This window comes from Siminovitchia fordii DSM 16014 = CIP 108821 (assembly GCF_000374565.1).
Taxonomy (GTDB): Bacteria; Bacillota; Bacilli; order Bacillales; family Bacillaceae_C; genus Siminovitchia; species Siminovitchia fordii.
This window is the reverse complement of sequence record NZ_KB894692.1, coordinates 18,611-31,489: the sequence shown is the minus strand read 5'-3', so window position 1 is coordinate 31,489 and position 12,879 is coordinate 18,611. Positions and strand designations below refer to the sequence as shown.

The 12,879-nt window shown below is 42.5% G+C and carries 15 protein-coding genes; 1 reads left to right on the top strand and 14 read right to left on the bottom strand.

The features are described 5' to 3' along the window. Positions 1-78: 78 nt before the first annotated feature. The 6 genes from C509_RS0112015 to C509_RS0111990 are packed head-to-tail and all read right to left on the bottom strand — an operon-like array spanning position 79 to position 5,250. Positions 79-1,059 carry a biotin--[acetyl-CoA-carboxylase] ligase gene (locus C509_RS0112015; protein WP_018707180.1) on the bottom strand — a complete coding sequence of 327 codons (981 nt, stop codon included), beginning with the start codon at positions 1,057-1,059 and terminating at the stop codon, positions 79-81. After that, positions 1,044-2,237: a CCA tRNA nucleotidyltransferase gene (locus tag C509_RS0112010; protein ID WP_018707179.1), complete on the bottom strand. Its 1,194-nt coding sequence runs from the start codon at positions 2,235-2,237 to the stop codon at positions 1,044-1,046. Before C509_RS0112010 ends, C509_RS0112015 begins: the two co-directional genes overlap by 16 nt. A 4-nt stretch (positions 2,238-2,241) precedes the next feature. Further along, complete coding sequence (bshA, locus tag C509_RS0112005; RefSeq protein WP_018707178.1) at positions 2,242-3,381, bottom strand: N-acetyl-alpha-D-glucosaminyl L-malate synthase BshA; 1,140 nt, start codon at positions 3,379-3,381, stop codon at positions 2,242-2,244. Beyond that, the gene (gene bshB1 / locus C509_RS0112000; protein ID WP_018707177.1) at positions 3,378-4,094 is read right to left on the bottom strand and encodes a bacillithiol biosynthesis deacetylase BshB1; all 717 of its coding nucleotides are present in this window, start codon (positions 4,092-4,094) and stop codon (positions 3,378-3,380) included. The genes bshA and bshB1 overlap by 4 nt, the downstream gene beginning before the upstream one ends. A 12-nt stretch (positions 4,095-4,106) precedes the next feature. Continuing rightward, a complete protein-coding gene (dapB, locus tag C509_RS0111995) occupies positions 4,107-4,910 on the bottom strand; it encodes a 4-hydroxy-tetrahydrodipicolinate reductase (RefSeq protein WP_018707176.1) in 804 nt (267 codons plus the stop codon). After that, complete coding sequence (locus C509_RS0111990; protein WP_018707175.1) at positions 4,903-5,250, bottom strand: nucleotide pyrophosphohydrolase; 348 nt, start codon at positions 5,248-5,250, stop codon at positions 4,903-4,905. The genes dapB and C509_RS0111990 overlap by 8 nt, the downstream gene beginning before the upstream one ends. A 140-nt stretch (positions 5,251-5,390) precedes the next feature. Here C509_RS0111990 and C509_RS0111985 point away from each other — a divergent pair, with 140 nt between their 5' ends. Continuing rightward, positions 5,391-6,266 carry a YitT family protein gene (locus C509_RS0111985; protein ID WP_018707174.1) on the top strand — a complete coding sequence of 292 codons (876 nt, stop codon included), beginning with the start codon at positions 5,391-5,393 and terminating at the stop codon, positions 6,264-6,266. A 239-nt stretch (positions 6,267-6,505) separates the two neighbouring features. Here C509_RS0111985 and C509_RS0111980 read toward each other — a convergent pair whose 3' ends face one another. The 8 genes from C509_RS0111980 to C509_RS0111945 all read right to left on the bottom strand — a co-directional run bounded on the left by C509_RS0111980 (position 6,506) and on the right by C509_RS0111945 (position 12,860). Further along, a complete protein-coding gene (locus C509_RS0111980; RefSeq protein ID WP_018707173.1) occupies positions 6,506-7,183 on the bottom strand; it encodes a zinc metallopeptidase in 678 nt (225 codons plus the stop codon). 58 nt (positions 7,184-7,241) lie between these two features. Then, the gene (gene ypjB / locus C509_RS0111975) at positions 7,242-8,027 is read right to left on the bottom strand and encodes a sporulation protein YpjB (RefSeq protein ID WP_018707172.1); all 786 of its coding nucleotides are present in this window, start codon (positions 8,025-8,027) and stop codon (positions 7,242-7,244) included. Between the two features lie 78 nt (positions 8,028-8,105). Then, the gene (gene lhaT, locus C509_RS0111970; protein ID WP_026319824.1) at positions 8,106-8,690 is read right to left on the bottom strand and encodes a lipoprotein heptaprenylglyceryl N-acetyltransferase LhaT; all 585 of its coding nucleotides are present in this window, start codon (positions 8,688-8,690) and stop codon (positions 8,106-8,108) included. A gap of 97 nt (positions 8,691-8,787) precedes the next feature. Continuing rightward, on the bottom strand, positions 8,788-9,564 hold the full coding sequence (locus C509_RS0111965; RefSeq protein WP_018707170.1) for a menaquinol-cytochrome c reductase cytochrome b/c subunit: 777 nt from the start codon (positions 9,562-9,564) through the stop codon (positions 8,788-8,790). 54 nt (positions 9,565-9,618) lie between these two features. Beyond that, a complete protein-coding gene (gene qcrB, locus C509_RS0111960) occupies positions 9,619-10,293 on the bottom strand; it encodes a menaquinol-cytochrome c reductase cytochrome b subunit (RefSeq protein WP_018707169.1) in 675 nt (224 codons plus the stop codon). A 14-nt stretch (positions 10,294-10,307) separates the two neighbouring features. After that, a complete protein-coding gene (locus tag C509_RS0111955; protein WP_018707168.1) occupies positions 10,308-10,823 on the bottom strand; it encodes a QcrA and Rieske domain-containing protein in 516 nt (171 codons plus the stop codon). Between the two features lie 146 nt (positions 10,824-10,969). Then, on the bottom strand, positions 10,970-11,434 hold the full coding sequence (locus tag C509_RS0111950) for a YpiF family protein (protein WP_018707167.1): 465 nt from the start codon (positions 11,432-11,434) through the stop codon (positions 10,970-10,972). An 877-nt stretch (positions 11,435-12,311) separates the two neighbouring features. Continuing rightward, complete coding sequence (locus tag C509_RS0111945) at positions 12,312-12,860, bottom strand: ReoY family proteolytic degradation factor (RefSeq protein ID WP_018707166.1); 549 nt, start codon at positions 12,858-12,860, stop codon at positions 12,312-12,314. Positions 12,861-12,879 lie beyond the last annotated feature (19 nt).

Sequence of the window (12,879 nt, the reverse complement as noted above, 5' to 3'; positions counted from 1 at the left end):
ATACCGCCCAAAAAAAGTATAGCAAATATTTCGCCGAATGACCAACAAAAGTGAAAACACTCACCTCACTAAAGGAACTCAAGTCTGTTGTATATCGGCAGAATAAATATGATGAATGATTCCCTCATCATCCTCAATTTTCAAGACCCCTTCATCGGTAATCCCAATTGCACGGCCGGTAATCACTCCCGATACCGTTGTTGCCCTGATTCTCTTTCCGATACTGATGGCATAGCTTTCCCATAAGAGACGGATTGGCTTAAACCCATCAGATATATAGATTGAATAATATCTTTCAAAATATTTTAAAAAGCATTGAATAAGGGCTGCACGTGAAATCTTTTCTCCTTTTTCAATAAAAAGTGAAGTAGCTGTATGTGCAACATGCTCCGGAAAATCCTCCTGCCCGTGATTGGCATTCATTCCGATCCCAATGATCAAAGAAGAAATTTTGTCGGATTCCGCTTGCAGTTCAGTCAATATTCCAACCACTTTTTTTCCACGTATCAATACATCGTTCGGCCACTTGATTTCCGGTGTGATCCCCGTTATTTCTTCGACGGCACGGGCTACAGCGACCGCGGAGATCAATGTGAATTGAGGGGCTTTTTGGGGTGGAAGATCAGGTTTTACAATAAGGCTCATCCATATACCTTTTCCGCTAAGGGAATGCCATTCCCTACCAAGCCTTCCCCTCCCGGAAGTTTGCTCTTCAGCGATCACGAGTGTACCTTCGGGTGCACCGTCATGTGCAAGTTGGTGGGCCGCCTTTTGAGTAGATCCAAGAGATTCATAATAGTGTATGTTTCTTCCAAACCGCTCTGTCTCAAGCCCGTAAAGAATATCATTTTCTGTCATTTCTTCCGGGGTGCTGACAATCCTGTAGCCCTTGTTCCTTACAGCTTCCAGTACAAAACCGTCTTTCCTTAACTCCTCGATATGTTTCCAAATGGCTGTCCTGGAACAACCGATGATTTCTGCCAGAGCCTGCCCGGACAAAAATTCTCCTTCCGCATCGGAAAGTGCTTCAATCAATTGCTGTCTTATAGTAGTCCGCAAGCCGTTACCCACCTCCTGATTTCTTGTTTATCATTGGGAATATCTCCGTTCAAAACAGCTTTAATAATCTCTTCCAACAACTCTTTAACCCAGGGGCCGCCTGGTTCACCCGCCCATATTAACAGATCATTGCCTGTAACAGCGAGCTGATTCCTCGCTTTGATGACAAGCTTATCAAAATGGCCATATATCCGCTCAGCGGCACTTCCGATTGGCCTATGTTGAATGGTTTCGTAAACTGTTTCGACAAGGACACCTGTTTCCCTACCTGCCTTGAACAATTCATAAGCTGTCCATTCATGAAGAAGTCTCAGCTTTAAATAATCTAAAGCTCGGGTCAAAGCCTTGATTTTTTTGGTAGGCAGCTTCCATTTCTTAAGCTCCCTGTCAGTGCAGGTCGTTTGCGAAAGATACAAAAACAGAAGCCACATCTGATTTTCGTTCAATGGAGAAATTCTATAATCAAGCGCAGCAAGGAGGACCTCCCTTTTGTTGAATAAGGCAGGCAAATACTTATATAACCCGCTTCTCAAAAGAATTTTAAATGCTTCTGATTTGTAAGGCCCTTCGAGCATTTTGACCATTTCAGCCATGATTCGCTCCACAGAGATATGTAGGAGAAGATGGGCATTGGAGTCAATTGCCTTTTCCGTTTCCATTTCCAGATGAAATCCGAGCTGGCTTACAAAACGGATTGCCCTCATCAGCCGCAAAGCATCCTCTTGAAACCTCTCATCAGCTGAGCCGACGGTTTCAATCACTTTATTTTTCAGAGCATGACGTCCCTCGAACGGATCAACAATTGAACCAGTTTTATTCATTGCTATCGCATTCATTGTAAAATCACGGCGCTTCAAGTCCTCTTCCAAATGACGGACAAATGACACCGATTCAGGGCGCCTGTAATCTTTATATTCAGCCTCTGTCCTGTATGTTGTAACCTCAAAACCCTGCCCTTGTCTTATTACAATAATTGTACCGTGAGCAATCCCGACATCTATGGTTTTTGAAAATATGGTTTTCAATTCTGCAGGTGTAGCAGAGGTGGCGATATCAACATCGTGGATTTCTTTTCCTAGCAAATAGTCCCTTACTGATCCTCCTACAAAATAAGCCTCAAATCCTGCGTTTTCGATCTCCTCGATAATCGGCAGTGCCGATAAGAATGGTTCCTTCATGATTTCAGCCTTCTTTCTTACCGCCTAGGACGGATTCGTACAGAGCTTCGTATTGAGAAACAATCATTTCGGAATCAAATCGTTGTGCAGGAACAGACATTGCCTGAGTGGAAAAACGTTCAAGCAATTTATCGTTTTGCAGTAAAATCAGTGCTTTTTCCGCAACATCATCTATATCGCCAAGTTCGCATAAAAAGCCGTTATATCCGTCTTCAATCACTTCAGGAATACCTCCAACCCGTGTTCCAATACAAGGGACACCACATGCCATCGCCTCAAGGGCTACAAGACCAAAGCTTTCTTTTTCCGATAAAAGAAGCATCAGGTCACTCATGGAATAAAGTTCTTCCAGATGATCCTGCCTGCCAAGGAACAACACATTTTCCTCAAGAGACAGCTTTTCTACAAGCCCGCAAATATCCGTCATTTCCGGACCATCGCCTACAAGGAGTAATTTTGCTTTTATTTTAGATGCTATCTTGGAAAAAGCCATCACAACATCTTGAACTCTTTTCACTTTTCTAAAATTGGATACGTGAATGAGCACTTTTTCCTCGCCAGAAATACCATAAGCTTCTTTCAGACCTTCTATATTTACCTTTTGGTAGATCCTGTCATCGATGAAATTATGAATCACTTCTATTGATTGTTCGGGCGCCACCAATTCTTTTGTCTGATCGGCCAACGCGTAAGAAACAGCGGTAACCTTGTCTGATTTCTCGATTCCGAACTTAATGGCTTCTGCCAAGGTTGAATCATATCCCAAAACGGAAATATCTGTTCCATGCAGGGTAGTCACAACCTTTACATCTGTTCCTGCCATCTGCTTTCCCAGAATAGCACAGACCGCATGTGGAATAGCATAATGCACATGTAATATATCAAGTTTTTCTCTTTTTATAACCTCCGCCATTTTACTGGCTAATGCAATATCGTAAGGAGGATACTGAAAAAGCGAATATTGATTGACAGTCACTTGATGGAAAAAAATATTATGATGCCACAGGTTCAGTCGAAACGGTATATTTGAAGATATGAAGTGAATTTTATGTCCTTTTTCTGCAAGGAGCTTTCCAAGTTCCGTTGCCACTACACCGGAACCCCCTACCGTTGGATAACAGGTAATGCCAATTTTTAGTTTCATAATTCTTCCCCAAAAATGTTTTGATTAATTAAAAGCGGACGATCTGTTTTAAATCCTTCTGCAAAGGTGACTCCGGCCTCCAAGCCATATATCCTTTCCCTTGCTTCTATCCTTTCCAAATATCCCTCCGTCAACGGTGTTTGAACACCCGATTCACCTGGAAGAAATTGCGTCCGATACGCCTGAAGAGCAGCCAGCTTATAATCCATGAATTTGGATATATCTATTACAAAATCCGGAGGGGGTTGGCTGTTTATAAAATAATAAAACAGATTTCTTGCCTTATGAGCAGCATAGTCGCCAGAAGTCTCGTATTTTCTAATTCCAGCCGAAAAAAATGCCTCCTTGACGAGTTCGGCACAATGTCCATGATCTGGATGCCGATCCTCAGGGAAAGGGGCAAACACAAGAGTAGGTCTAAATTTTCGGATTAAACCCGCAATCTGCCGGATATATTCATCTTTAAGGAATAGTCCACGGTCAGGCAATTGCAAATTCACTCTTTCCATTACGCCCAGTTTTTTCGCAGCTGTTAAAGCTTCCTGCAATCTTGTCTCGACTGTTCCGTTTGAGGAAAGCTCCGCCTTTGTTAAATCGCAAATCACTACATTCCTTTCGGAAGTTGTCCATTTGCGTATGGATCCGGCCATTCCGATTTCCACATCATCGGCATGAGCTCCAAAGGCAAGTACATCAATTTTCTCTTGAATCAACAGGATCCCACCTTAATCTAAAATAGATTCAAGTCCATAAACTAGGGTATCCAATGCCATGACTGTTTCGACGGATACTTTTACCCCGGACATGAAAGAAGCACGGTTATATGAGTCATGCCTGATAGTCAATGTCTGTCCCCCTGCACCGAACAAGACCTGTTGATGGGCAATCAATCCGGGAAGCCTTACACTGTGGATGCGCATGCCTTCAAAATCCGCGCCTCTTGCTCCTGCAATCGTTTCTTTCTCATCTTCATGGCCCTGTTTTTTCGCTTCTCTGTTTTTAGCAATCATTTCTGCAGTCTTTATTGCTGTACCTGATGGTGCATCAAGCTTTTGATCATGATGCAACTCTATTATTTCAACATCATCAAAATATTTAGCCGCTATTTCTGAAAACTTCATCATCAATATGGCGCCGATTGCAAAGTTTGGGGCAATGATACATCCAATCCCCCTTTGTTCAGCCATTCCCTTTAATTCGTCGAGCTGCTCGGAAGAAAAGCCTGTTGTACCGACAACAGGGCGTACATTATGTTCCAGTGCCGTTTTTGTATGTAAATATCCTCTTTCAGGAGTTGTCAAATCAATCAATACATCCGCATTCGCATGTTGAAAGCATTCCTGTGGATCTGTATATACAGGAACATCCAAACCAGTAAAACCTTCCACTTCTGAAAGGAGTTTGCCTTCATTTTTTCTATCAATCACTGCCGCAAGTTCAAAATTTGGTGTCTCTTTTACAAGCTGAACAGCTTCTTTTCCCATACGGCCGCGCGGGCCCGCTACTATTACTCGGATCGTTTCACTCATCAAAATCACCTTCATCCTTTTTTGTCCATCTGTCTTTATCTCTAGTTTTAAATTTATGCATCACTTGATCATGAGCTGTCTGCAGATCAATATCAAGCGAATTCGCCAGGCAAATGATGACGAAAAGCAAATCTCCCAGTTCTTCTTGAACTGTATTTTCTTTTTCGTCGCTTTTTTTCTTCTTCTCTCCATAATAGTGGTTGACTTCTCTGGCTAGCTCACCAAGTTCTTCTGTTAACCTGGCAGTCATTGCGAGCGGGCTAAAGTACCCCTCCTTAAACTGTCCGATATATTCATCCACTTCATTTTGGAGTTGCCTAACTGTTTTGTTTTCTTTCATTTTCCTCACCTTCTTACCATATGTTAGCTAATTCTTTTTTCATATACAAACGAAAGCGCTCAATTGGTGGAAGTTGCTGATATAATCCTGTATTGGTTATAATTAGAATTCCAAAAACATTTTGGCCAGGGGGCGTAGTGGTGCTTTTCCAATTAAAAATAAAAAATATTCTTTTGATTCTTTTGGGAGCAGCAATTTTTGCATTTGGACTAGTACATTTTAATATGCAAAATAACTTAGCCGAAGGCGGATTTACAGGAATTACCCTTCTTTTGTACTTCTTATTCCAAATTGACCCTTCGTATAGTAACTTAGTATTGAACATTCCTCTCTTTGCGATAGGGTGGAAGCTGCTTGGAAAAAAATCCTTTCTATATACAGTAATAGGAACCGTAGCGGTTTCTATATTCCTCTTCATCTTTCAAAGATTTCAAATCGCCATTCCGTTAGAAGGAGATCTTTTTCTTGCAGCCTTGTTCGCCGGAGTATTCGCCGGTATCGGTCTTGGAATCATTTTTCGTTTTGGTGGAACAACCGGCGGTGTAGATATTATCGCACGACTCATCTTTAAATATAAAGGAATTAGCATGGGAAGGACAATGTTTACATTTGATGCGACCGTTATTCTTGTCTCCCTTTTAACTTATTTGGATCATAAGGAAGCTATGTATACCCTGGTTGCTGTTTTTGTCGGCGCCCGAGTAATCGACTTTATGCAAGAAGGGGCTTACGCTGCAAGAGGGGCTATGGTCATATCTGAGAAGCATTATGACGAATTGGCAGCTGCCATCATGAAAGAAATGGGTAGAGGAGTCACCATGCTGAAAGGGTATGGCTCGTTCACAAAAGAGAATAGAGAGGTTCTCTATTGTGTTGTCGGCCGAAATGAAATAGTGAATTTAAAAAGAATCATCCATTCCATTGACCCACATGCTTTCGTTTCGGTCATTGTCGTTCATGATGTTATGGGGGAGGGATTCACACTGGATGAAAACAAGCGTCCGATTGATATATAGAAGCACCTTTCATCACCGCAACTTTTAAGCCAATTCCCGAAGAAGCAGCTGTTGAGCTCCCACAGGAAATTTCATTGACTTTAAGGCGCTTGTCTAGCGAAACAAATGGGACGATTCCTAACGAGATAATATTATCCATAATATGATTCCATCTATTCCTATACCATGAGAAAAGCCTAAACAATCAATAGGACTGTTTAGGCTTTTTTTATTTTTACTGTAAGGAACTTTCCTCGTTTTTAATCATCCCTATTGACAAAAATCAAAATGAGACGAAGCAGTTCCAATACTGCCACTGCCGCTGCCGCAACATATGTCATGGCTGCTGCATTCAATACTTTTCTTGCGTCCCGTTCTTCTCTATTGTCGATCAATCCCAGAGACACCATCTGATCCATAGCCCTGGATGAAGCATTAAATTCAACAGGCAAGGTGACAACCTGGAACAAAACTCCGGCTGCCATAAGGATTATCCCAATCAAAAGCATATTAGACATTGCCGATGAAATCAAACCAAGAATAATGAAAATCCATGCCACGTTTGAGCTGATATTGGCCACTGGAACCAATGCATGACGAAAACGGAGCGCTGCATATCCCTGCTGGTCCTGAATGGCATGCCCTACCTCGTGGGCTGCAACAGCTGCACCTGCAACGGATGGCTGGTGGAAGTTCTCCGAAGACAAGTTTACTGTTTTTGTCATCGGGTTGTAATGGTCGCTCAGTACTCCCGGTGTCTCTTTGACTTGGACATTGTACAAGCCGTTTGCATCCAATATTCTTCTTGCAACTTCAGCTCCAGGCATTCCTTCTGCAGTTGCAACCTTCGCATACTTATTGTAAGTATTTTTCACCTTGAATTGTGCCCAAATTGGGACAATCATGATGATGAGAAAGTAGATTAAATAACCTCCCATTTTCACCCTCCAGTAACTGTTTCTCTACTATTTATTCTATTTCATTTCAATGCAATGGTCAATTATTTGAGTCTTTCCGTTTCCTTCGTTGTCTCTCTCCTTTGTACTTTCTCCAGCTGACATACGAAAGAGTCAAAACGATAATACTTCCGGTCATAGAGATGACCCACCAAAGAGAAGGATCAGCTTCATCCTCATCGGGATTGGAGAATATTTTTTGAAGGTCTTGTTCCAGTGAATCCAGGTGCTCCGCCCATTCTTGCTCGGAAAAATCGGACCTGTACCGGTCTATAAAAGTTATTTTTGAATCGAGTTTTTGTAACTTATCAGCAGCCAGATCGATTTTTAAACTAGGCTGAATGACGGTATAAGTCGCTAGAAACGAGTTAAGGTTTTGATTGTAGGCCTGCTTGTCTCCTTCCAACGCTGCGTTTTTGACCTCCTGAAAGTCTTTCATGACTGAGGCTTCCATTTCAATCCACATCGGTTGATGAGTGGAAGAAATGGCATCTGCAGCCAGCCGGAAAGAAGTGACCAGTCTAATTCTCTCATCTACATTCATATTAATATTCGTTACTGCTCTCAACGCTTCATGATGGGAGGCTGTGAGCACTCTCAGCTCATCCATTGTAAATTTGCCGTCTTTGACTCCCTGTTCTGAAAACCGTACAGCAAATCTTTCAAGGATGGACTTAGCTTCCTCCAGCCGCGAGAATTTAGTCAACTGCAAAGCTTCATCAGCCATTTGGTCCAACTCGGCTAGTGTGGAATCGGATGATGCGTATGCAGAACATGCGCCAAAGGTTAAGCAAAAAAATAGTAGAATAACGGCAAATGGTTTCATAAGGGTCCCCCCTCCTCATACTCCTGTTAATAAGGTATGAGGAAGTGGACAAGAATAGACCTGTCCCAACTTGTTAACTCATTCGGATTCACGCTTCGCTTTTAGACAGACATACATAGCTGCACCTATTGAAAATAGGCTTAACCAAAACGTGAAGTAACCAATTTCTCTAACATACAACTCAAGGCCAGGATATTTTGGGTACTGCATAAAGACGTAGTCTATCACATCATTATGAAGCGTCCATGCAGCTGCCGCAAGGACATGCCAGAGTTTAAATCTATAAAATTTTGCATAAAGAACTCCTTGGACAGCCATCGCTCCATGAGAAGCGATCAGCATATAACCTTGCCACGGTAGGTAGCCGGTTACCTTTAGTGTAAGAAGATTCATCACAACCGCCCAAACTCCATATTTAATCAGTGTGATCAATGCAAGCGCTTCAATAAGAGGATAGTTTTTATAACGAATAAAGGCGATCAATACAAAGACAAAAAATAAGCTTGCCGTTGGACTGTCAGGCACAAACGGAACAAAAATCAAAGGTGTGACATCCAACTGTGGCAGGTACCAATAATAACCGTAAATTGTTCCAACTATGTTTACAATTAATAACAGCCATAAAAAGCGGCGATCCATTAAATAAGCAGTAAGATAGTTCATATATCGGCTCCCGAAAAAATAAAAGCCGGCATGATGCCGGCTTTTGTAAATTTCTATTTTGGTTAAGTGCAGCGCCGATGCGTCTGCACTTTCCATATTATTCCTCAGGTTTCAATGAGGTGATAAACTCTGCCAGTTTGTCCAGATCTTCGTCAGATCCCTGATACTGATCAGCAGGCATCGTTCCAACACCATTATGGGCGATGTCTTTAATCTCATCGGGAGAAAGATCCAGATTGACTAAAGGTGGTGCAGCTGGACCGCCTTCCAGGTTTTCACCATGGCAGTTAATACAGCTTTGTCCGGCGTACACTTGATAGCCTTCCGCTTCCTGATCAATTTCAACCTCTGGACCTTCAACGATCTTTCCTTGCTGTTCAGCAGCAGCCCAATCGTGGGTCACAACGGATTCCCATGTTAGATAAAAAACCGCAGCAATACCTAATAACATGAATCCGGTAGCAAACGGGCGTTTTGACGCACGGCGTTCTGGACCACGATCCAAAAATGGTGCAAGCAATAAGGCACCGAATGCAAGGCCAGGAATAACTGCAACACCAATGATGTTATATGGCCCCGAAGCAAATTGGTATTTGATTAATTGATAAAGAAACAAGAAATACCAGTCAGGCATTGGAATATAACCTGTATCCGTCGGATCGGCAATACGTTCAAGCGGTGCTGGGTGAGCAGCCGTCAAACATAAAAAGCCGATAAGGAATACAGCACCGACCATCCATTCCTTTAGAAGGAAGTCAGGCCAGAATGCCTCGGTTTTACCCGGGTATTCGGAATAGTCTTTAGGAATATTCGGCTTACGTTCCGCAGAAATACGGGAATCGCCGACGAACTTCATCCCTTTTCCTCGTTTCACATTGTCCCCTCCTTAAAACATCGATAATATTAATTTGCAATAATGAGCCGTTTTTTACAAAGGACCGGAAATCCCTTGTCTTCTGATTAATACAAAGTGGATACCCATTAAGGCAAGCAATGCAGCAGGAAGGAAGAAAACATGAATCGCAAAGAATCGAGTCAATGTTTGAGCCCCAACAATTGTTGGATCTCCTGCTATTAAAGTTTTCATAGGTACTCCAATAAATGGAAGTGATTCAACGATATCCAATGTAACCTTCGTTGCAAATAATGCTTTCATATCCCATGGAAGCAAGTAGCCTGTTAATCCAAGGGCCAACATGACAAAAAAGATAAGGACTCCTACGACCCAGTTAAGTTCACGAGGCTTCTTATATGCTCCTTGGAAAAACACACGCAACGTATGTAAAAACATCATAACGATAACAAGACTGGCACCCCAGTGATGCATCCCGCGAACGATTTGGCCGAAAGCCACTTCATTTTGAAGATAATATACTGATTCCCATGCGTTTTTAATATCAGGCACATAGTACATCGTCAAGAACATGCCTGATAGAATTTGGATGACTGTAACAAAGAATGTCAATCCGCCAAAACAGTAAACAAACGCAGAAAAATGGTGTGCCGGATTAACATGCTCTGGCACTTCATGGTCTGCGATGTCTCTCCATATCGGCGTAATATCCAATCGCTCGTCAATCCAGTCGTACATTCTGTTCAGCAATGATTACGCCTCCTTTACTTCTTTCTTACAAATGGGTTTTCTTCCGGATTACCCAACATTAAAAAGCCGTCTTTTTCCTTGACCGGATAAGCGTCAAGCGGCCCTCTCGGCGGTGTTCCTGGGACGTTGTTGCCGTCTTTTGTGTAGAGACCGTTATGGCATGGGCAGTAAAACATATCTGGGTGATCCTCACTGCCTTCCCAGTTAACAGTACAGCCCAAGTGCTTACAAATCGGAGAAAGGGCAACGATTTCACCTTTCGCATCTTTATATACCCAAGCTGATTGTGTAACGTCGGAAGTGTACCATCCATCCTTTTGTTCATAACTGAAGTCAACTCGGACAGGCTCATCAGTAATATCGGCAACTTTCTTGTCAGTCATTTTAAAATCGCCTGAAGCCTCCGCTTTCAATACAGGATCCACTGCAAAACGAACCATTGGCATCAACATGCCTGCTGCCATAAATCCGCCCACTCCAGTCAGTGTATAGCTAAGAAATTGGCGTCTTGTTACAGGATTCTTGCTCATCCTTTTCCCCCCTCTGTCAGTAAGGTAAGTCCATCGGACAATATATTGCGCACATTTACAAACTGGGACATAATTATGATATATCAATACTACAGGAAGGTCAATAAAATACCATTGCAATACTTGTCAACTATGTGGCGATTACCCTATACGGATGCCTGCCAGCCATTGACAATCCCTTTCATCAGTTGTTTAACCTGATCTTCCATGATGGATTGCTTGTATTGTTCATCCATGTCATGAAGCGGAATGGATGGGATGAACAGTAATGATTCGGACGCAATTTGCTCCATATTTCGCCAAACCGGATCAGATGTCAGAAAAAAGACATATTTGAACCCGCTTTCCTTAATGGTTTTTTCCCATTCAAGCAGATTTGAGGTTTTCTTGAATTCATCTTCATCGCTGAGATATGTATACGCCGGCAGAAAGAGCATCCTGCCCTTGAACTGTCTTTCAAGGTGCAAAGAAAGCAGCTGAACGAACTCCCCTTTTTCAACTGTTTGCTTCATATTCCGGCCAAACGAAATTGGAATGAGCGGAATAACAGCTGTATCGATATATTCCTTCTCTTCCAGATAGACATCAATGTCTTTTGCCTTCCATAACATTTTCCACACTCCCTAGTATGCTCTTGATTACTGTTTATCATTCTAACAGAAATATAAATATGAAACAAAAAAAGCAATGTGCTTTTGGAATGGAGCATGTTTCAAAAGTTCATAGCTGTTCAAATAAAGTGCTTAAGATTTTCTATTGTCCAGCTACAGCGCTAAACGACTGACTTCCTCTTCCTTCCTACGATAAGTCAACATCGTTTCGCCTTTGGCTCACCGTGTTGTCCAGCTTCGAGTGCCATCGGCTCGAGGTCATAAGCCAAACGCTGTTGAAGGCAAACTACGCCTTCTTCTGCGTTCATCTTATGCTTGTCGCCGATAAGCAGGCACTCTCCGCATTTCTTTTTCCTTTATCTCATCAGGATTCGTCCATGTCTAGCTACAACGCCTAGCCCCTCGAGGTCATAAGCCTTTTCCCTGTGGTGGCTGAAAAACTGCCTCCTCGGGAATCGCCTTATGCTTGTCGGGGCTGAACAAGGCGTTTACGCATTTCTGCCTGTACGTCGCTAAACGTGCGCTTTCGCTTTTCTTTTTGTCCAGCTACAGCGCTCAGCGACTAGCAGACTTCCTCTTCCTTCCTACGATAAGTCAACATCGTTTCGCCTTTGGCTCACCGTGTTTCCTTTATCTCGTCAGGATTCGTCCAGTCTGTACGTCGCTAAACGAGCGCTTTCGCTTTTCTTTTGTCCAGCTACAGCGCCTATCGACTAGTGTGCTTCCTTCAACTCGTTTACGATAAGTCGAGAACGAAAGACTGTCGTCTTTCGGCTCTCCTTTATCTCACTCGTCTCAGTCCAGCACATACGTCGATGGACAGGCGCTTTCGCTTTTCTTTTAGAACGCAATAAATCCTCCAGTTACACCGGAGGATTTATTGCTGTTCTCTTAATTCCTTCAGCCTTAATGACAATTCATCAAAGCTCTTTTTATCATATTGATCGAGCGCTTCATCAATTGCTTTTAACAGTTTGTTTTCCTGATATTTTCTCAGGCTTTCTTTTAAAAACTGTTCTGCAATCGATTTATCTTTCTCACTGATATAAACCGTTTTCTTAACGAATGGATTTTCTTCCAAAACTGCGGCGTATTGATGGCTTGTATTGGATGAGCGAAAATTAATCTGGATATAAATGTCCTCATCCCTGTTCAAACGGATATCATGGAACGATTTCTCCGCGTCTGTCGTCATGATATTATCTTTGTAAAAACGGAATGGAACCTCTTTTGTGCAATGGGTAGACATAATCAGACCCCGCGGACAAAATTGCGCTTCCTCGACAAAGTGGACTTTTTCCATAAGCTGATCGTGACTCATCAGATAGTTCAGAATCCAGACAGATTCCCTTCTTTTTAATTGATACCGATTTAAAAACCAGCGAATAAAATCTTTTTTCTCGTTGACAGATACAGGGGTGGCCATCATAATCCCTCCTCTGCGA

Coding starts and splice junctions, on each gene's coding strand:
- C509_RS0112010 (WP_018707179.1), bottom strand. CDS start 2,237: ATGAAGGAACCATTCTTATCGGCACTGCCGATTATCGAGGAGATCGAA.
- bshA (WP_018707178.1), bottom strand. CDS start 3,381: ATGAAACTAAAAATTGGCATTACCTGTTATCCAACGGTAGGGGGTTCC.
- dapB (WP_018707176.1), bottom strand. CDS start 4,910: ATGAGTGAAACGATCCGAGTAATAGTAGCGGGCCCGCGCGGCCGTATG.
- C509_RS0111990 (WP_018707175.1), bottom strand. CDS start 5,250: ATGAAAGAAAACAAAACAGTTAGGCAACTCCAAAATGAAGTGGATGAA.
- C509_RS0111980 (WP_018707173.1), bottom strand. CDS start 7,183: ATGGGAGGTTATTTAATCTACTTTCTCATCATCATGATTGTCCCAATT.
- ypjB (WP_018707172.1), bottom strand. CDS start 8,027: ATGAAACCATTTGCCGTTATTCTACTATTTTTTTGCTTAACCTTTGGC.
- lhaT (WP_026319824.1), bottom strand. CDS start 8,690: ATGAACTATCTTACTGCTTATTTAATGGATCGCCGCTTTTTATGGCTG.
- C509_RS0111955 (WP_018707168.1), bottom strand. CDS start 10,823: ATGAGCAAGAATCCTGTAACAAGACGCCAATTTCTTAGCTATACACTG.
- C509_RS0111950 (WP_018707167.1), bottom strand. CDS start 11,434: ATGTTATGGAAGGCAAAAGACATTGATGTCTATCTGGAAGAGAAGGAA.
- C509_RS0111945 (WP_018707166.1), bottom strand. CDS start 12,860: ATGGCCACCCCTGTATCTGTCAACGAGAAAAAAGATTTTATTCGCTGG.